General features: G+C 62.2%; 15 protein-coding genes. 4 read left to right on the top strand and 11 right to left on the bottom strand.

The window, feature by feature from the left end:
- Window positions 1-11: 11 nt before the first annotated feature.
- On the bottom strand, window positions 12-887 hold the full coding sequence (locus tag P3T43_RS26590) for a hypothetical protein (RefSeq protein WP_429283985.1): 876 nt from the start codon (window positions 885-887) through the stop codon (window positions 12-14).
- Between the two features lie 514 nt (window positions 888-1,401).
- Between P3T43_RS26590 and P3T43_RS26585 the strand changes: the two genes are divergently transcribed.
- Window positions 1,402-3,471: a putative bifunctional diguanylate cyclase/phosphodiesterase gene (locus P3T43_RS26585; RefSeq protein ID WP_429283984.1), complete on the top strand. Its 2,070-nt coding sequence runs from the start codon at window positions 1,402-1,404 to the stop codon at window positions 3,469-3,471.
- 67 nt (window positions 3,472-3,538) lie between these two features.
- Entirely contained in the window at window positions 3,539-4,306 is a 768-nt protein-coding gene (locus tag P3T43_RS26580) for a hypothetical protein (RefSeq protein ID WP_429283983.1), read from the top strand.
- A gap of 16 nt (window positions 4,307-4,322) precedes the next feature.
- Here the strand turns inward: P3T43_RS26580 and P3T43_RS26575 are convergent, their stop codons facing one another.
- The 3 genes from P3T43_RS26575 to P3T43_RS26565 all read right to left on the bottom strand — a co-directional run bounded on the left by P3T43_RS26575 (window position 4,323) and on the right by P3T43_RS26565 (window position 6,199).
- Window positions 4,323-4,748 (bottom strand): bactofilin family protein, encoded by a 426-nt coding sequence (locus P3T43_RS26575; protein WP_429283982.1) that lies wholly within the window; start codon window positions 4,746-4,748, stop codon window positions 4,323-4,325.
- A gap of 133 nt (window positions 4,749-4,881) precedes the next feature.
- Window positions 4,882-5,250, bottom strand: coding sequence for a hypothetical protein (locus tag P3T43_RS26570; protein ID WP_429283981.1), 369 nt, complete (start codon window positions 5,248-5,250; stop codon window positions 4,882-4,884).
- Window positions 5,243-6,199 carry a M23 family metallopeptidase gene (locus tag P3T43_RS26565; RefSeq protein ID WP_429283980.1) on the bottom strand — a complete coding sequence of 319 codons (957 nt, stop codon included), beginning with the start codon at window positions 6,197-6,199 and terminating at the stop codon, window positions 5,243-5,245. The genes P3T43_RS26570 and P3T43_RS26565 overlap by 8 nt, the downstream gene beginning before the upstream one ends.
- A gap of 356 nt (window positions 6,200-6,555) precedes the next feature.
- On the opposite strand from P3T43_RS26565, the gene P3T43_RS26560 reads away from it, so the two are divergent.
- The gene (locus P3T43_RS26560; protein WP_429283979.1) at window positions 6,556-7,848 is read left to right on the top strand and encodes an aspartate carbamoyltransferase; all 1,293 of its coding nucleotides are present in this window, start codon (window positions 6,556-6,558) and stop codon (window positions 7,846-7,848) included.
- A 71-nt stretch (window positions 7,849-7,919) separates the two neighbouring features.
- Here P3T43_RS26560 and P3T43_RS26555 read toward each other — a convergent pair whose 3' ends face one another.
- The 5 genes from P3T43_RS26555 to P3T43_RS26535 all read right to left on the bottom strand — a co-directional run bounded on the left by P3T43_RS26555 (window position 7,920) and on the right by P3T43_RS26535 (window position 14,289).
- Window positions 7,920-9,476 (bottom strand): methyl-accepting chemotaxis protein, encoded by a 1,557-nt coding sequence (locus P3T43_RS26555; RefSeq protein ID WP_429283978.1) that lies wholly within the window; start codon window positions 9,474-9,476, stop codon window positions 7,920-7,922.
- Window positions 9,477-9,573: 97 nt separating this feature from the next.
- The gene (gene araH / locus P3T43_RS26550) at window positions 9,574-10,512 is read right to left on the bottom strand and encodes an L-arabinose ABC transporter permease AraH (protein WP_429284077.1); all 939 of its coding nucleotides are present in this window, start codon (window positions 10,510-10,512) and stop codon (window positions 9,574-9,576) included.
- A 102-nt stretch (window positions 10,513-10,614) separates the two neighbouring features.
- Window positions 10,615-12,171 (bottom strand): L-arabinose ABC transporter ATP-binding protein AraG, encoded by a 1,557-nt coding sequence (gene araG / locus P3T43_RS26545; RefSeq protein WP_429283977.1) that lies wholly within the window; start codon window positions 12,169-12,171, stop codon window positions 10,615-10,617.
- 125 nt (window positions 12,172-12,296) lie between these two features.
- Window positions 12,297-13,301 (bottom strand): arabinose ABC transporter substrate-binding protein, encoded by a 1,005-nt coding sequence (locus tag P3T43_RS26540; protein ID WP_429283976.1) that lies wholly within the window; start codon window positions 13,299-13,301, stop codon window positions 12,297-12,299.
- A 58-nt stretch (window positions 13,302-13,359) separates the two neighbouring features.
- Window positions 13,360-14,289, bottom strand: coding sequence for a Gfo/Idh/MocA family protein (locus P3T43_RS26535; RefSeq protein WP_429283975.1), 930 nt, complete (start codon window positions 14,287-14,289; stop codon window positions 13,360-13,362).
- A 179-nt stretch (window positions 14,290-14,468) separates the two neighbouring features.
- On the opposite strand from P3T43_RS26535, the gene P3T43_RS26530 reads away from it, so the two are divergent.
- A complete protein-coding gene (locus P3T43_RS26530; RefSeq protein ID WP_429283974.1) occupies window positions 14,469-16,211 on the top strand; it encodes an IlvD/Edd family dehydratase in 1,743 nt (580 codons plus the stop codon).
- A gap of 82 nt (window positions 16,212-16,293) precedes the next feature.
- Here the strand turns inward: P3T43_RS26530 and P3T43_RS26525 are convergent, their stop codons facing one another.
- Window positions 16,294-17,685 (bottom strand): FAD-binding oxidoreductase, encoded by a 1,392-nt coding sequence (locus P3T43_RS26525; protein ID WP_429283973.1) that lies wholly within the window; start codon window positions 17,683-17,685, stop codon window positions 16,294-16,296.
- Between the two features lie 240 nt (window positions 17,686-17,925).
- Window positions 17,926-18,138, bottom strand: a complete 213-nt coding sequence (locus P3T43_RS26520; RefSeq protein ID WP_429283972.1) for a DUF1059 domain-containing protein — start codon at window positions 18,136-18,138, stop codon at window positions 17,926-17,928.
- Between the last annotated feature and the right edge of the window lie 15 nt (window positions 18,139-18,153).

The raw sequence follows: 18,153 nt of genomic DNA, 5'->3' as shown, positions 1-18,153 counted from the left end.
CCACCATGCAGTCAAGAACCCGTCTTTAGATAATATTGACCGTCGGCCATCACCTTGGGGCCGAACCCGCATGCGGCGGCGGAACCGTGTGTGGTCACGTCGAGCGTCTCGGGTTCAGTGAGTCTCAACTCGATCAGACACTTGTCCGCGTGTCCGTCGTATGCGTCGAGATTGGCCAGTTTCGCGGTGGCCTCGATCGGCACACCGGACGGCTGACCCGAAACGACGATCCGCGCGATGGCGCCGTAAAAACGCACGTTTGCCAACACGGTGCCGGTGCTGGCCACCGGCTGGCCAGTGCTGCTGACGCTCGGATAAAGAAACTCAGCCAGCAGCCGGTACACGCCGCGACGTCCCTTGAGCGGCGTCAGCGTGATGTTGCTCCATCCGCCCAGCTTCAGATAGCGCGCGAACTCCACGCCGGATGCAGGCAACCCCTCCACCACCTGCTTGTCCGCGATTCCGGCAAGACGTTGTTGCGCGAGTTCGCCCACGCGACCCAGCATGACATCGTCAGGGGCTTCCATGCCGCGGCTTGCGGCAGTCCGGTAATACGCACGTGCGTTTGAAAACGCTTCGAGGCTCGCTTGCACATCGCCCTGATGAATCAGCGCCATCGCCACACGCGCATGCGCCGAGTTGATCGCCTTCGGTGAGTTTTCCTCTTCGGCTTGCAAGGTGGCAGCGTCCGCCAGCATGGATTCCATATCCACCAGGGACTGCGCATCCTTGATGCGTCCCGCGTCCAGCGCGGCCACACCCAGCGCCGCGCACGAGGCGTTGGTGCGGCACTGCACGTCCCGCCCCTCGAGCACGGCGCGCCGGTACAACTCGGCGCGCGAACCGCTCTCGAACGCCTGGGCGGCAGCGAGCGACGGCACGAGCATGACAAGAGCAGCTACAACGGCGAATGGCTTTGCACGCATGTGTGAAAAGGCTGTTGATCACGCACTCGATAACAAACGCCCTGTCTGGGCGCTGCGTCCGCCACGCGAGGGCGTCTTCACAGGTTGGGCCGCTGCCAGTGATGCTGACAGAAAATTGATAAGTGCGCGATCACGACTTCACCCGACTGCTGCATCCGATCGCTTACGCGAGCCGTACTGTGGACATCGCGTTTTGCGAGCGAACACAACGAATACAGCGCCACGACGTGCCGCCGATACTTGCCCGGACGTTTTTACCGCATCGGCCAACGGCACAGGTCATTTCGTGCTGCTCATTGTCGATGATGGGCTGCATCACCGGCTGATTAGATGAGCGCCTCAAATTGACCCATGTCAGTTCCCACGAGGTCTCAGCGGCAAACCAGCCATCGAACCCTACAATTTGATTAAATAAAATCTGCCGACAGCCGATAACCAGTGGAGCCGCCCCTCCTTTTTTTCGGTTGGACTAAACATGCTTGGCACTTACAACTTCTGGCTTGTGGCGATCTCGTTCAGCGTCGCGGCGCTGGCGTCATACACCGCCCTCGACCTCACCGGACGCATCGCGTTGCAGGCCTCGGCACGCCTGCGGCAAGCATGGCTGGCCGGCGGCGCAGCCGCGATGGGCGTCGGCATCTGGTCCATGCATTTCATCGCCATGCTGGCGCTGTCGCTGCCGATTCCACTCGGCTACGACCTGACGCTAACGGGTGACTCGCTCGCCATCGCGGTCGTGGTGTCGTATTTCGCGCTCTTCGTCACCACGCGTGCACGGGTCACGGCAAGCCATCTCGTGAGCGGCAGCGTGCTGATGGGACTCGGCATTTCGGGGATGCACTACACCGGCATGGCCGCCATGCGCATGCATCCCGGCCTTGTCTACCGGACGGGTTGGTTTGTCGCGTCGCTTGTCATTGCGATCGCCGCCTCCCTGGCCGCGCTGCTGATCGCCCGCAAGCTGCGCGACAACGCCGCGCGCCACGTCACCCGCATCCGCTTCGGCGCTGCGCTCGTCATGGCGGTGGCCATTTGCGGTATGCACTACGCCGGCATGATGGCGGTCGATTTTCCCGTCGGCGCCATTTGCGGCGCAGCCAGCGGCGTCAACACCGAGTGGCTCGCCACGGCGGTGTCGCTCTCCACCTTCGTTATTCTGATCGTCACGCTGATGCTGTCGCGCTTCGATGCGCGCACGAGCTTCCTGGCAGGCGCCGTATCGAACCTGAACGGGCAGATCGTGCGCCTTGCTACGCTCGACACGCTGACCGGTCTGCCGAACCGCGCGACGCTCACCGAACGGATCGAAACAGCCATCCAGTTGGCGCGCCGCCGCAACAACGTGTTCGCGATCCTGTTCATGGATCTGGACGGCTTCAAGACCATCAACGATTCGCTCGGTCATTCGGCCGGCGACCAGGTACTCGCCGCCTTCGCGCAGCGTCTGCAGTCCTGCGTTCGCGCCACCGACACCGTGGCGCGCCTGGGCGGCGACGAATTCGTCGTGCTGGCCGAGAATCTGGTGGCCCGCGAGGACGCGGGACTGATTGCCGAAAGCGTCCTGCAACGCATGCGCGAAGGGGTGTGGAACGACAACGAGCCGTTACAGGTCATGCCGAGTATCGGCATTGCGCTGTTCTCGCAGGACGGCGACACCGTCGACACCCTGCTCAAGCACGCCGATGCCGCGATGTACGAAGCCAAGCGCGCGGGCCGCAGCACCTATCGCTTCTTCGAAGCGAGCATGAACGAAGCGGCGACGCGCACGCTGCAAATCCAGCACGCGCTGCACGAAGCACTCAGCGCCGGTCATTTCACACTGCATTTCCAGCCTAAGTTCCGCGGCGACAGCAATGAGCTTGCCGGCGCCGAGGCGCTGATCCGCCTCAATCATCCGGTGCTGGGCGCGCTGGCCCCGATGGAGTTCATTCCGATTGCCGAACGCTCCGGCCAGATCGTGCAGATCGGCTACTGGGTGGTGCGCGAGACTTGCCGGCAGATCCGTCGCTGGGCCGACGCGGGTCTACCGTCGATGAAGGTGGCGATCAATCTGTCGCCGCGTCAGCTATCGCAGCCGAATCTGGTCGCCAACGTGCTGGAGATCGTCCAGGCCGAACAGGTGGACAGCGACCGCATCATGTTCGAGATCACCGAAACCGTCGCCATGCAGGACGCCCCGCGCACGATCGAGATGATTCACGAATTTCAGACGAACGGCTTTGAAATCGCCATCGACGATTTCGGCACCGGCTATTCGAGCCTGGCCTATCTGCAACGCTTCCGCGTCAAGCAGTTGAAGATCGATCGCTTTTTTACCAATGGTCTCGATGACCAAGGCCCGGAAGGCACGGCGATCGTATCCGCGATCATTGCGCTCGCGCATTCGCTCGACATGGACGTGGTGGCTGAAGGTGTCGAAACCGCCTCGCAGCTGGGCAAGCTCAAATCCTTGATGTGCGACGAAATGCAGGGTTTCCTGCTGGGCAAACCGCTCGAGGCGGAGGCTTTCGGCGCGTTGCTGAAGACCCACATGGCGGTGGCGTAGACCAAAGATCCGCGCGAACCGGAACTGCACCGCGCGTGCAGCGCAGGATTCGCCCGCTGGAGACTTCATGAAATTCGATGTAGCGACGTTCAATTCGATTTGCCTGATCACCTTTCTCTGCAGCGGCATCGTGACGGCTGCGCTCTCGCGCATCTTCGCGCGGGTCGCGGCGTTTCGCCTCTGGTCGGCATCGTTCTTTCTGATGAGCGCGGCAGCAGGCTGCTTCGGACTGCACGCGGTGTGGCCGTCCACCCTGTTGCTGATCGCCACCGCCACCCTGGGTCTGCATTCGCGAATTCTGGTCTGGTCCGGCACGCGCGTCCTGTTCGGCTCGCCCGCGTTGATGCGCGAAGGCCTGGCCCTGACCGCGCTGTTTTGCGTGCTGTTTTCGGTTGCGCACGCCTTGAAGGCGCCGCCGCTCTATCGCGCCGCGCTACTCACGCTATTCTTTTTGCCGTTTCGCGTGCTCACGCTTTACGAGGTTTGCCGCCGACGCCGCCCGGACCTCGGCCCGGCCCGCATGCTGGTGGCGATCGCCAGTGTGATCACGGGTTCGAATGCGGCGGTGCCGTTGATGCTGGTACTGCTGAACCGGGGCAACGCGTCACTCCTGCTGGGCAACCCGCAGACCACGTCGGCGGTGTATGCCGTTGTGTTCGCGGGCGATCTGCTGCTGATCATCGGGCTGATCGTGCTGGCCTTGCAGCATCTGATCGCCGAACAAGGCATGCTCGCCCATCTCGACCGGGGCGCCTCGCGGCGGCCCAATCCGCTCAACGCGACGCTGCGCACCGATCTGGTGAAGGAGCTGCCGAAACTGCCCGATCCGACCTGAGCGAGCGGCGCTCACTTCACACCATGTGTGGCTCCGGGTCCGCCGCGTCACGGCCAATCACCGTCGGCGCAAGCGCCGGGTCGCGCCGGGTGAGCTTGCCGTCCACGGATGCACCGCAATCCATGCGGAGTTGCTGGTAATGGATGTTGCCGGTCACGTGCGCGTTGGGCTGCAGTTCGACGAAATGATCGGCAATCACGTCGCCGACGATCTTCCCGTTCACCACCACGTCATATCCGTGCACGTTGCCCTCGATCGAGCCGCGATCGCTCAGGACCAGCAGCGTCTGCGTGCCCGCCTTGCCGATGACGTTGCCGAGCACATAGCCGTCCATGCGCAGGCCCTCGCTAAATTCGAGGTCGCCGGTAATGCGCACGTCATGCGCAATCAACGTCGCGAGCTTGGCATGCTGGATGGTCGGTGCTTTCTTCTTTTTGAACATGAATGATCTCTAACTGATGAATGGAACGGTTCGTCGCGTCATGCGTTGCCGGGCGACGAGCCGGCTCGATGGATTCACTGCCCGATAGACCGCGTGATGAGCCGCGTGATGAGCCACGCCTCGCATGACACGCTCAACGACGTTTCTGGCTCTGGTCGCGCAGAAACAGCAACTCGGTGCGCAGAAGGCCGACTTCGGCGGCCGAGGCGTCAGCGGCCTTCTGGACGGCCGCGCGGGCCGTGGACTCCTGCGCCAAGGCGAGCCGGCTGCGTTCGAGTTCGGCTTGCATGTCGTCCGGCGAGACCGGCGCGCTCGCACACTGAGCCGCCAGACCGGCGTGCTGGGTTGCATACCAGCCCATCGCCGCCGCGCCGACGGCGACACTGCATGCACACACGCCGGTCCAGAGCGCAGCGCGAACGGCGCGCGAGCGCACCGGCTGCAGCGTATAGGTACGTTGCGTCAGACTGCCCGCGTCGCGGGTCGAACGAAGATCAGCCATGCGGATGGGCTCCGAATAGCGCGAGGTAGCCGGTTGGATCGACCGGGGCGCCGTTCACCAGCACTTCGAGATGCAGGTGGGGTCCCGTCGAGCGGCCGGTCGAGCCGATCTCGGCGATAGGCTGGCGCGGCAGCACCAGATCGCCTTCGCGCACGAGGATGCGTGACGCGTGACCGTAGCGGGTCACGAGACCGTTGCCGTGATCGATTTCGACTGCGTTGCCATAGCCGCCTTTCGATCCCGCGAAGATCACGCGACCACCGGCGGCGGCGAGAATCGGCGTACCGCTCGGCGCGACCAGATCGATACCCGGATGAAAACTGAGCTTTTGCGTGAACGGATCGATGCGGTTGCCGAACGGCGAGCCGAAACGCGCGCCGTCGGCCGGCATGCGGCCTGGAAACGCGTTAAAGGCGACCTCGTGTGCCGCGGTCTCGCGTTCGAGCGCGGCGAGCGTGGCGCTCATGCACTCGAGTTGCTGCCGGGTCGAAGCGGTATCGCCGCGCGACGGCCGCGCGGCCGCTTCGACACAGCGTCGGGGTGGCAACGCTGGGCCGCCCTCGCCGTCTGCATCGGCGCTATCCTGATCCGCCGGGTCGGCAGGCGCGCGCGGCGGCACTTTCGGCGTGTGCAAGCGGGCTTCGGAATCGCGCAGGGCGCCGATCTCGTTGGTCAGCCGCTCGATGCGCGGCTCGATCTGCGCCACCGATGCATTCAACTGGCCAAGCTGATCGATCGCATAGGTATGCTCGACGCGACTCACCGCCTGGCTGACCGGGCCCGCCGCATCATGCGCGGGAAGATGGATGCCAATCACGATGCCCGCCGTGAGCGAGAGCGCCGCGACGCCGGTTGCCGTCACAATGGCGATCGTCCACGCACTGCGCCGGGTGACGAAGCGGATCTCGCCGCGGCTGAGCTGGCTGCCTGCACCGAGGATCGAAGACATCAGCAGCGCCCCTGTTGCGAGGCGCCGCGCAATGCGGACGTATCACGCCACCGGCGAATCCGGCGCTTACACCGAGTAAGCGGATTAACCGGAAGAAGCACAACGGGAAAGACATCAACAGCGAAAGGTGGACGAACCGGCATGCCGCGTGAGTCGGACAACCGCCGACGTGAGATAAAAGACAAGGGCGCAAATTATCCGCCTGTCGCGCCGGGCACCATCTCAAATTCGGAAAGCTCAGGAACGCGACGCCGCTCCGCCCAGCCACACGGCATCGATCTCAAAATCGCTTGACTTCTCCTGCCATCGAACTAATATACGCACCGCGTACATTAACCTGACCGAGAGGTGCCTGCATGAGCGTCCCGCAACAAGCTTTCCTTCGCGATGCCATGCGTCGCCTGAATATGACCCGCGACACCTTCGCGAGCCGCATCGGCGTATCGCGCCGGGCGTTGGACACGTGGCTGCTGCCGGACGATTCGGCGGAATCGCGGGCGATGCCGGAGATTGTCGAGCGTTTCGTGTCGGAAATCGTCGTGAACGGCGAACCCGGCGAAAAATATACGCAAAGCGTAGACTCGCAATCGCTCGCCAGCCAGATGCTGTTCGAAGGCAAGTCGCAGTTGCTATCCGTCGATCAGTTCTCGCGCGACTCGGTCGAAGCGCTCTTTCGCGTCGCCGACATCATGCAGCCCATCGCGCGTCGCCGCAAAATCTCCCGCGTGCTCGAAGGCGCGGTGCTCGGCAACCTGTTCTTCGAGGCCAGCACCCGCACGCGCGTGAGCTTCGGCGCGGCGTTCTGCCGGCTCGGCGGCTCGGTGTGCGACACCACAGGTTTCACGTTTTCGTCCATGGCCAAAGGCGAGTCGATCTACGACACCAGCCGCGTGATGAGCGGCTACGTCGACGCCTTGGTGATCCGCCATCCGGAGCAAGGCTCGGTGGCCGAATTCGCGCGTGCCACCAACGTGCCCGTGATCAATGGCGGCGACGGCCCCGGCGAGCATCCGAGCCAGGCGTTGCTCGACCTGTACACGATCCAGCGCGAATTTTCGCGCCTCGGCAAGATCGTGGATGGTGCGCATATTGCGCTGGTGGGTGACCTCAAGTACGGCCGTACCGTGCATTCGCTGGTCAAGCTGCTGGCGCTGTATCGCGGCATCAAGTTCACGCTGATCTCGCCGCCGTCGCTGGAAATGCCCAGCTATATCGTCGAACAGATCTCGCGCAACGATCACGTGATCGAGCAGACCCACGACCTGAAAGGCGGCCTGCGCGGCGCCGACGTGGTGTACGCCACACGCATCCAGAAAGAGCGTTTCGCCGACGAATCGTTCGAAGGCTACACGCCGGACTTCCAGATCAACCAGGCGCTGGTCGATAGCGTGTGCGGACTCGATACGCTGATCATGCACCCGCTGCCGCGCGACAGCCGCCCGGGCGCCAACGACCTGAGCGTCGACCTGAATCACGATTCGCGGCTCGCCATCTTCCGCCAGACCGATAACGGCATCCCGGTACGGATGGCAATTTTCGCGGTGCTGCTCGGCGTCGAGAAACTGGTGCAGCATTCCATGCGCGATGCGGCGTGGCGTCCGCCGGTCTACCTCGGGCCGGACGATGCGGTGTTTCACGGCATCGATTGAGCGGGACACCTAAGCAAACCGGACTGCGCTCGCGCGCTACGCATCGTCTTATCGCGCGAGTCTGCAGCTCGTCAGGCGGCCACCACCTTGAACACGGACACCGCTTCCATCAGCCGCGCCGCCTGCTCTTCCAGCGACTGCGAAGCCGCTGCCGCCTGCTCGACGAGCGCCGAGTTCTGCTGGGTCGTCTGATCCATTTCCGCCACGGCGAGACTCACCTGCTCGATCCCTTTGCTTTGTTCGCCAGCGGCGTGCGAGATTTCAGTGATGATTGCCGTGACCTTCTGCACTGACCGGACAACATCGCTCATCGTCGCACCCGCGCGTTCAGCGAGCGACGAGCCCTGAGCGATCTGCTCGACCGAATCATTGATCAGCTGCTTGATTTCGCGTGCGGCAGACGCACTGCGCTGCGCAAGATTACGGACCTCGCTCGCGACCACTGCGAAACCGCGTCCATGTGCGCCTGCGCGCGCGGCTTCGACGGCCGCATTCAGCGCCAGGATATTCGTCTGGAACGCGATACCGTCGATTACCCCGATGATTTCGGCAATTTTGCGCGAGTGCATGGAAATGCCCTGCATGGTCTCGACGACATTGCCGACCACCTGACCACCGAGCACCGCGGTTTCCGACGCGCTCAACGCCAGTGTGTTGGCCTGGCGGGCGTTGTCCGCGTTCTGCTTCACGGTCGAAGTGAGCTGTTCCATGCTCGACGCGGTGCGTTCGAGGGAAGCCGCCTGTTGTTCGGTGCGATGAGACAGGTCGCTGTTACCGCTAGCAATTTCCTGCGCGCCGACGTTGATGGATTCCGTACTGCTGCGCACCGTCGCCACCGTGGTGACGAGAGCGTGCTGCATATTCCGGAGACCGGTGAACACCGCGCCCATTTCGTTCTCGCGCTTCACCGTGATTTCGGCGCGCAGATCGCCCGAGGCGATCTGTTCGAAATGCCGGATCATGTGCGCCAACGGCTGCACGACGGCGCCGAGCAACACGCGTCGCGCCAGAAAGCCCAGCAACAGCGCGACGAGCGCCACTACGCCCAGCACGCCGACCATGGAGCGAAAACGCGTCTGCGCATCGGTATAGCGGGCTTTTTGCCGTTCGGCCAGCACACCTTCCAGGCCCGACATCGAGCTTTGGTAGGCATCGGACAAGGCCTTGGTTTCCTTGCCTTGCAGCGTCTTGAAGGTGCTGAAGTCCATCTGTTCGAGGGCATCGAAAGCAGGCAGCAAGGCCTGTTTGACGAAGGCATTGCGTTTGCCCTGCAACTGCGTCGATAAATCCCTTACCGTTTGATCGGCCGGCTGGTGCGCGAGATAGTCCGCGAATTGCCGGTCGGACTCCTTGATATCTTCGTGAGCATTGACGAGCAGTTGCGGCTCCGGGTCGCCGATGGCATAGAGTGCGTGGTAACTGTCGAGCGAGACACGTACGCGTTGCAGCAATTCGCTGCTGGTCTTCAGTTCCACCAGGATCCGCGTGTCCTCTTCATACATCTTGCTCATGCCGTCATTGCTGAGCTTGAGCATGCCGACGCTGACACCGATCACGATCAATAGAATCGCGTTAAAGACCGTGATGACGAACGTGATGTTCCCGCGAATACTGGTGTTTCTGAACATGTTGTGTGTCCCCGTTTTTGCTTTTTTTCGAATTCTGCTTTGACGCGCAATGGGGATTGCCGCCCGCGCCGTCTGCGCGGCGCGGCGAAAAACGCAATCATCCCACGCGCTTGCTGCGGCGGTACCGGTCGAACAACACCGCGAGCAACAGGATGCCGCCGCGAATCAGGTATTGGTAGAAGGTCGGCACGTTCAGGAGGCTCATGGCATCCTGCACCGAACCCATGATCAGCACCCCGACCAGCACGCCGGAGATCGTCGCCACACCGCCCGTCAACGACACGCCGCCGAGCACGCACGCCGAAATCACGCCGAGTTCGAGCCCGACCGAGGTCTTCGGATCGCCCAGGCTCATACGCGAGGCCAGCATCACGCCCGCGAAACCGGTGACAAGACCTTGCAGCACGAACACCACGATCTTGATGCGCGTGACAGGCAAACCGGCGAGCAGCGCGGCTTCGCTATTGCCGCCAACCGCCAGCACGTTCTTGCCGAACACGGTCTTTTTAAGCAGGAATCCGAACAGCACGAAGCCGACGATGTTGCTCCAGATCGGATACGAAATACCGAGGAACGAGCCGCCGCCGAGGTCGAAGAAGCGTTCTTCGGAAATCATCACGGCGTCGCCGTTGGACGTGATGTACGCGAGACCCCGCACGACTTCCATCATGGCAAGCGTCACGATCAGCGAGTTGATCTTGTAGCGCGCAACCAGTACCCCGTTCACCAGACCGACCGCGCCGCCTGCCAGCACGCCACCGGCGATGCCGAGCGTCACGCTGTGCGTCACGGTAATCAACGTCGAAGCCACGACGCCGGAGAATGCGACGATCGACGCCACCGACAGGTCCACTTCACCCAGCGCCAGCACGAACATCATCGTGACGGCGATGGAACCGATCAGCGTGACCGACAGCAACAGCCCCTGAATATTGCGCGAGCTGATGAAGTCCGGCACCGTCAGCGACAACGCGCCAAACAATATGATGAAGACCATCACAATGCCTGACTTGTTGATGAAATCCCATGCCTGCATGGCGCGCGAACGCGTGGCGCCGCTGGTTGCGAGTGCGGCGGCCGTGTTGCCAGGTTGCTCTTGTGTTTGCATTGTGTCTGTTTCCATTCCGTAAGTCCGGCCTTAGCGCGGGAGTGCGAGCTTGATCAGCGCGTCTGGGCTCGCTTGCGCTTTCGGCAAATCGCCGACAATGCGGCCTTCCTTCATCACCAGCACGCGGTCGGCCACACCGATCACTTCCGCGAGATCGCTCGATACGACGATGACCGTACGGCCCGCTTCCGCAAGCGCATACAGCAAGCCGTAGATTTCGCTGCGCGCGCCCACGTCGATGCCGCGAGTCGGTTCGTCCATGAGAAAGACGTCGATCTCTTCGGCCAGCCAGCGCGACAGGATCACCTTCTGCTGATTGCCGCCCGAGAGGGTACCGATGGGCGTCTCGCCGTTACGCGTCTTGATCGCCAGCTTCGCGATGAACTCCTTCGCGGTCTGTGCTTCCTTGCGGTTGTTGAGCACGTTGAAGCGGCTGAAATGCCGGCGGCAGCTGATATTCAGGTTGTCCGAGACCGACGCGATCGAGACAATGCCTTCGTGCTTGCGATCTTCCGGGCACAACGCGACACCTGCTCGCACGGCATCGCGCGGCGTGGTGAAGTTCACACGCTTGCCCTTCAGCACGATCTCGCCGGCGCTCGGCTTCACCGCGCCGTAGATCAGCTTCATCAATTCGGAGCGGCCTGCGCCCACGAGGCCGAAGAAACCCACGATCTCACCGGCGCGCGCAGAAAACGATACGGGCTCCTTAAGACCGCGTCCCAGCAATCCTTTCACTTCGAGCTGCACGTCGCCCGTGGGGCGTGGCCGGTAGCCGTACACGTCGGCAATCGAGCGGCCCACCATGCAGCTGATCAGGCGATCGCGATCGAGTCCTTCACCGGCTTCGAACGTATCGATATGGTGGCCGTCGCGGAACACCGTCACCCGATCGCACAATTCGTAGACTTCCTCCATGCGATGCGTGACATAGATAATCGCGCGCCCTTCAGCCTTGAGCGCGCGGATGATGCGGAACAGCTGCGTCGTCTCGCGTGACGACAGTGAACTAGTCGGCTCGTCGAAGGCGATGACGCGCGCATCGCGCATCAACGCCTTGCCGATCTCGATCATCTGGCGCTGCCCGATGGACAGATATTTGACCTGCTGCGCCGGATCGATTTTCTCGCCGAGCCGCTCGAGCTCGCGCATGGCGCGCGCCAGCAGGGCTTTTTCGTCAAGCACACCGAAGCGGTTGGGCAGTGCGCCGAGCATCAGGTTTTCCGCGACCGTGAGTTCGGGGACGAGATGCAGTTCCTGATAGATGATCGCAACGCCGGCCTCGATGGCGGCCTTGGTGGTGGTGAACTGCTGGGCCGCGCCGTTCAGCGAGAGCGTGCCCGCCGCCGGCTGATTCACGCCGGAGAGCACCTTCAGCAGCGTGGATTTGCCGGCGCCGTTTTCGCCCATCAGGCCATGCACTTCGCCGCGCCGCACGTCGAGCGAGACCTGATCGAGCGCCAGCACACCCGGAAACTGCACGGTGATGCCGGCAAGCTGGAGATACGCTTCCGTGTCGGCGGACACAGCAGCGGACGCAGCGGCGCTGGAACCCAGCTGCGCTGCGTCGGGTTGGGAAACCGTCATCGAATGCCTCTTGCTGGTGGACACAACGCGCGGGGCGGTACGCTAAAGCCTTCGCTGTACCACTGCCCGCGCCGCGAGCGTTGCCCATCAGGCAGGCATGCTCACGCTAACGCTCATGCGAACCCTTAGATTCCGAGTTCCTTGCGCACGTCTTCCCAGTTGCTGCGCACCATCAGCTTGCCGGTGGTTTGCGTGTCGGCCGCCGGTTGCTTGCCCGTCTTGATCCAGTCGACCAGGTTCTCCGTGCTTTCCTTGCCGTGGTTCGTCGAGCTGACGGCGATCGTGCCGTAGAAGCCTGTCGGCTGCTTCTTCTGGAATTCAGCGAACGCTTCGCCGGCACCGTTGATGCCGACACCGATCACATCCGCCGCCGGAATATGCAGCTGCTCGGTGGCGCGCACGCCGCCCAGCACCGACTCCTCGTTGAGCGCGAAGATCACCCACTTCTTGATGTTCGGATGCTGCGCGAGCACCGGCGACACGGCGTTGAAGCCACCTTCATCGTCCGTGGTCTTCTGCGGTGCGTCGAAGATGTTGTCCTTCTTGAAGCCGTTCGCCAGCAGCGATTGCGTCGCGCCGTCGGTACGCAGACGGGCCGTCGGCAGTTCGTTGCTGGTGATGCGCAGCGCGCCCACTTCGTCCGGATTCCAGCCGCGACGCTTCATTTCGTCGGAGATGGCCTGACCTACCTGATTGCCGATCTTGGAAGCCGACATCCCGAGGTGAGGCACATCGGCGAGCGGCTTGCCGGTGGAGTCGACCAGTTGATCGTCGACCGTGACGAACTTCATGTTGTAACGCTTGGCGCGTGCTTCGATTGCCGGTCCGAGGCGCACGTCCGGTGCGCAGATCACAAAGCCCTTGGCACCCTGCGCGCCGAGGTTATCGATTGCAGCCAGCACCTTTTCGCCGTCCGGCGTGCCGATGTTCACCACCGAGAAGCCATCCTTCTGACCGAGCGCGGTCGCGGCCTTCTGTTCGTTGATGAACCATGCCTGTTCCGGCATCTTCACCAGAAAGCCGACCTTCAGCGGTTCATCTGCGTGCGCCGTCATCTGGGCCGCGAACGGTACCGCGAGGACAGCCGCCGCGATGGCGGACAAGGTCAAACGGCGAAGCTTCTGATTCACGTAGGTCTCCTAATGTTTACAGTGTGGGTTTTATTGCGTGTGGTTTAAGCGGCGTCGCCTATTCGATGAACGGCTCTGCCGCGTGCCGATGGCCGAGTAGCAAAGCGTCGGCCACGTGCTCGAGCGGCCGGAGATCCACATCGCTCTGGCCGGAGGTAATCAACTCGTGAAACCGCTCATACAAGCCGGGGTATTCCCGTTCCGGGCCGATGTCCACGGACGCGCCGTCGATGTGCAACACCTTGCCGCCCTGCGAGAGCCGCAGAACGCCATCGGTGGTCGTCACTTCGATTTGCCACAGTTCTTCAGGACCATGGCGCCAATCGAATTCTGCGCGGATCGGCGTATCGCGGTCGTCGATAAAATCCAGGTTTGCGGCAATCGGCGTCTGCCGGTTGGACGGCACCCAAAGCTCGGCGGACTTCAGGAAAAATGCGCGCGGCAAGATGCGCGTCATGCTCGACAACGCGTTGATACCCGGATCGAAAACGCCCAGCCCGCCCGGCTGCCAAATCCAGTCCTGGTTCGGATGCCACTTGCGGACATCCTCTTTCCACAGAACCGTCACTGCCTTGATCTGGCGCGCCGCGAGCCACGCGCGAGCGGGCTCCACTGCCGGCGCGTAGCGGGAATGCCACGAGGCAAACAGGGTGCAGCCATGTTCGCGGGCCAGCTCTTCGAGGATGGCCACCTCGACCACGCTGGCGCCCGGCGGCTTTTCCAGCATCACATGTTTGCCCGCGAGGAGTGCAGCCTTCGCCTGTTCGAAGCGGACTTGCGGAGTGGCACAGAGCGAGATTGCTTGCAATTCAGGTTCTGCGGCGAGCATCTCCTGAATTGTCTTGTAGTTGCGCACACCGTCGACCTGCGCGTTGCGGCTCGCACATGCGACGAGTTCGAACCCGTCATTACCCGCGATAGCCGGGAAATGCTGGTCGCGTGCGATCTTACCTACGCCAACCAGGCCTACCGAAATTTGCTTTGGCATGTCTTCGCCTCAAATGATTTTCACGCTGCATCCGGCGACGCTCCTCTTTGAGGACGCAACCGCTCACCATCATTTTTGAATAGTCACACTATATTGCCACCGTTTTGGCACAAATATCCGTAAATACCCTAGTAATACCTGTAAATAGTCTTACTATAATGTGCGATCAGGAGGGCACTATGCCAGACAAAAAGCGAGCACTGCGCTCGGCGCAGTGGTTCGGCACGGCCGACAAGAATGGCTTCATGTATCGAAGCTGGATGAAGAATCAGGGTATTCCGGATCACGAATTTCAGGGCAAACCAATTATCGGGATCTGCAACACGTGGTCGGAATTGACGCCGTGTAACGCGCATTTTCGCAAGATCGCAGAGCACGTCAAGCGCGGGGTCTTCGAAGCGGGTGGCTTCCCGGTGGAGTTCCCCGTCTTCTCGAACGGCGAGTCGAACCTGCGCCCCACCGCCATGTTCACACGCAATCTCGCCAGTATGGACGTCGAGGAGTCGATTCGCGGCAATCCGATCGACGCAGTTGTCCTGCTCGCCGGCTGCGATAAGACGACACCTGCGCTGCTGATGGGTGCGGCAAGTTGCGACGTGCCCGCCATCATGGTGAGCGGCGGTCCGATGCTCAACGGCAAGCATCATGGTCGCGACATCGGTTCGGGCACCGTGGTCTGGCAATTGAGCGAGCAGGTCAAGGCCGGCAAGATCTCGCTGCATGAATTCATGTCCGCTGAAGCCGGCATGTCACGCTCGGCGGGCACCTGCAATACGATGGGCACGGCATCGACCATGGCCTGCATGGCCGAAGCGCTCGGCGTCACGCTGCCGCACAACGCCGCGATCCCTGCCGTGGATGCACGCCGCTACGTGCTCGCACATATGTCGGGCATGCGTATCGTCGAAATGGCGATGGAAGATCTGCGCCTGTCGAAACTGCTCACGCGTGAGGCGTTCGAGAACGCCATCCGTGTGAACGCGGCGATCGGCGGCTCGACCAATGCGGCGATCCATCTGAAGGCCATTGCCGGGCGCATTGGCGTGGATCTGGAACTGGACGACTGGACGCGTGTAGGGCGCGGCACACCTACGCTGGTCGATCTGCAACCGTCAGGCCGCTTCCTGATGGAGGAGTTCTATTACGCAGGCGGCCTGCCAGGCGTGGTTAAGCGCCTCGGTGAAGCGGGCCTGCTGCCGCATCCCGATGCCTTGACCGCGAACGGCCAGTCGCTGTGGGACAACAACAAGGAAGCGCCGATCTATAACGAAGAGGTGATTCGTCCGCTCGACAAGCCGCTCGTCGCCGACGGCGGCCTGTGCATCGTGCGCGGCAATCTCGCGCCAAACGGCGCGGTCCTCAAGCCGTCTGCCGCCACACCGGCCCTGCTCAAGCATCGTGGCCGCGCCGTGGTGTTCGAAAACTTCGACGACTACAAGGCGCGCATCGGCGATCCGGATCTCGACGTCACGGCCGACTCCGTCCTCGTGATGAAGAATTGCGGACCGAAGGGATATCCGGGCATGGCCGAGGTCGGCAACATGGGCTTGCCGCCGAAGCTGCTGGCGCAAGGCGTGACCGACATGGTTCGGGTCTCGGATGCGCGTATGAGCGGCACCGCATACGGCACCGTCGTGCTGCACGTGTCACCCGAAGCGCGCGCGGGCGGCCCGCTCGCGGTGGTGCGCGAAGGCGACTGGATCGAGCTGGATTGCCACAGCGGCCGTCTCCATCTGGACATCAGCGCGGAGGAGCTGACTGCGCGCCTCGCCGATTGGGCGGAAGGACAGCAGAAGAACCCGGCCGACTCGAGCGGTTACCGCCAGCTTTATGTCGAACACGTGCTGCAAGCCGATCAGGGCTGCGACTTCGACTTCCTGGTGGGTTGCCGCGGCTCGGACGTGCCGCGTCACTCGCATTGAACGCTGCTTAGCCTGATAACGGCAGCCGTCGACGCGTCGCAGCGTGAAATACGCTGCGACGCTTGCGCAAACCAGACGCGCGTTACGAAGCAGAAGGCTTGATGTTCTGGTTGTGACGGAACAGATTGCGCGGGTCATACCGCGTCTTCACTGCGACGAGACGCTCGTAGTTCGGGCCATAGGCCGCGCCGATACGCCCGGCCTCCTCCTCCGTCATGAAATTGACGTACACGCTGCCCAATGCAAAAGGCGCAGACGCCTCGAAAAATCCGCGCGCCCATGCAATGCATTGCTCGTCTTCGCTCGCGTCGCTCCAGCGTCCGTGCACATTCATGACGTATTTTGCGTCGCGGTTCGGATAGGCCGTGGCTTCGACCGGAATACGGGTTGTCTGCCCTCCGATCTGACCGAAGAAGATTTCGCATTGCGTCGACGGCAGCTTGCCAATCGCATCGATCAGCACGTCCAGCAGCCCGTCCGGCAACTCGACGAGATTGTGCGATTTCCAGTAATTGCGCGCGCCGGGTGTCAGCAGCGGATCGAATGCCTGTTGCCACATCGCGTACGGCATGGGACCGAGGTGTTCTCCGTAAGGGGTGCCGAAGCCGCGCACCACTTCGACCGCAGCGGCGCCGTCGTCGACCGCGCCGCTATAGCAGCTTGCAAACGCGATGATCGGCTTGCCGTGGACCTCCTGCGGCAGGAACGGCAGCGGTGGCGCGAGGCGCAGCACCGCCCATACCGAGAGAGCGTCCGGCAATGCATCGATTGCTGCACGATACTTTTTGAGCGCATCTTTGGCCTGTTCCAGCGGCAATACGACGAGCCCGCCGAACACCTGCGGCCCGACCGGATGCAACTGGAATTCGAACATCGTGACGACGCCGAAATTTCCACCGCCGCCGCGGATCGCCCAGAACAGGTCTTCGTGTGCATCGGCCGCCGCATGCACCAGCTCTCCGTCTGCGGTGACGACATCAGCCGAGACGAGGTTATCCACTGTCATGCCGTATTGGCGGCTGAGCCAGCCAAATCCGCCGCCGAGCGTCAAACCCGCCACGCCGGTAGTCGAATTGATTCCGAGAGGGGTCGCGAGACCGAAAGCCTGGGCCTCATGGTCAAAATCGGCGAGCGTGGCGCCCGGCTCGACGAAGGCCCGACGCGCAACCGGATCGATCCGTACGGATTTCATGGGCGACAGGTCGATCATCAGCCCGTCGTCACAAACCGCGCTGCCTGCAATGTTATGCGCGCCGCCACGCACCGCCAGCAGCAGGTCGTTATCACGCGCGAATGCCACCGCCTGGCGGACGTCGGCCACTCCGGCGCAGCGTACGATCACCGCCGGGCGACGATCGATCATCGCATTCCATATCTGACGCGCTTCGTCGAAACCAGGATCGTCAGGTCGCAACACCTGCCCTCTCGTCGCGACTTTCAGCTCCTCAATTGCATTGCTGGACAGATTGACCATGTGACACCTCCGGACATGCCGACGTTACTTGAGGTAAACGTGCTGCAGATTGAGAATTTTGAAGGCCTTGCCTTCATTCAGCGGCGCCGACAAAACTCGTCAAGATGGATGAGCCTGTGTAGCCAATTTGTTCGAGGGGTTTCTTGTTTACGGCGGGATGTACAGCAATGCTCAGAGCAAATTTATTCTTGAACTGTTGGATACGACGATGCGATCGCGGGTTGATCGGCCACGCAAGCGTTATGCGTGACGCGGCGCTTCGACCGGCGGCGTGCCGTCATGAAACAGCGTCTTCAACTGCGAACGCAGTTCCGGAGAATCGGCATGGCTGTGAACCGTGATCGCATGCTGTACGGCCGCTTCCAACAATTCGCTTTCGGAATCTGCAGAGAGCGCAATCGAGCAATTCATCTCGCTCGGAAACTCCCTGCAATCGATGTATTTACGGGTCATGATGTTCTCCTCATA

Origin of the sequence: Paraburkholderia sp. GAS41 (genome assembly GCF_050436545.1) — a bacterium.
GTDB lineage: Bacteria > Pseudomonadota > Gammaproteobacteria > Burkholderiales > Burkholderiaceae > Paraburkholderia.
This window is presented reverse-complemented; position numbering and strand designations above follow the sequence as displayed.

Excerpts from the sequence above, each read along its gene's own strand:
- P3T43_RS26585 (WP_429283984.1), top strand. The coding sequence starts at position 1,402 with ATGCTTGGCACTTACAACTTCTGGCTTGTGGCGATCTCGTTCAGCGTC.
- P3T43_RS26590 (WP_429283985.1), bottom strand. The coding sequence starts at position 887 with ATGCTCGTGCCGTCGCTCGCTGCCGCCCAGGCGTTCGAGAGCGGTTCG.
- P3T43_RS26565 (WP_429283980.1), bottom strand. The coding sequence starts at position 6,199 with ATGTCTTCGATCCTCGGTGCAGGCAGCCAGCTCAGCCGCGGCGAGATC.
- P3T43_RS26560 (WP_429283979.1), top strand. The coding sequence starts at position 6,556 with ATGAGCGTCCCGCAACAAGCTTTCCTTCGCGATGCCATGCGTCGCCTG.
- P3T43_RS26570 (WP_429283981.1), bottom strand. The coding sequence starts at position 5,250 with ATGGCTGATCTTCGTTCGACCCGCGACGCGGGCAGTCTGACGCAACGT.
- araG (WP_429283977.1), bottom strand. The coding sequence starts at position 12,171 with ATGACGGTTTCCCAACCCGACGCAGCGCAGCTGGGTTCCAGCGCCGCT.
- P3T43_RS26555 (WP_429283978.1), bottom strand. The coding sequence starts at position 9,476 with ATGTTCAGAAACACCAGTATTCGCGGGAACATCACGTTCGTCATCACG.
- P3T43_RS26520 (WP_429283972.1), bottom strand. The coding sequence starts at position 18,138 with ATGACCCGTAAATACATCGATTGCAGGGAGTTTCCGAGCGAGATGAAT.
- P3T43_RS26530 (WP_429283974.1), top strand. The coding sequence starts at position 14,469 with ATGCCAGACAAAAAGCGAGCACTGCGCTCGGCGCAGTGGTTCGGCACG.
- P3T43_RS26580 (WP_429283983.1), top strand. The coding sequence starts at position 3,539 with ATGAAATTCGATGTAGCGACGTTCAATTCGATTTGCCTGATCACCTTT.
- P3T43_RS26525 (WP_429283973.1), bottom strand. The coding sequence starts at position 17,685 with ATGGTCAATCTGTCCAGCAATGCAATTGAGGAGCTGAAAGTCGCGACG.
- araH (WP_429284077.1), bottom strand. The coding sequence starts at position 10,512 with ATGCAGGCATGGGATTTCATCAACAAGTCAGGCATTGTGATGGTCTTC.
- P3T43_RS26575 (WP_429283982.1), bottom strand. The coding sequence starts at position 4,748 with ATGTTCAAAAAGAAGAAAGCACCGACCATCCAGCATGCCAAGCTCGCG.
- P3T43_RS26535 (WP_429283975.1), bottom strand. The coding sequence starts at position 14,289 with ATGCCAAAGCAAATTTCGGTAGGCCTGGTTGGCGTAGGTAAGATCGCA.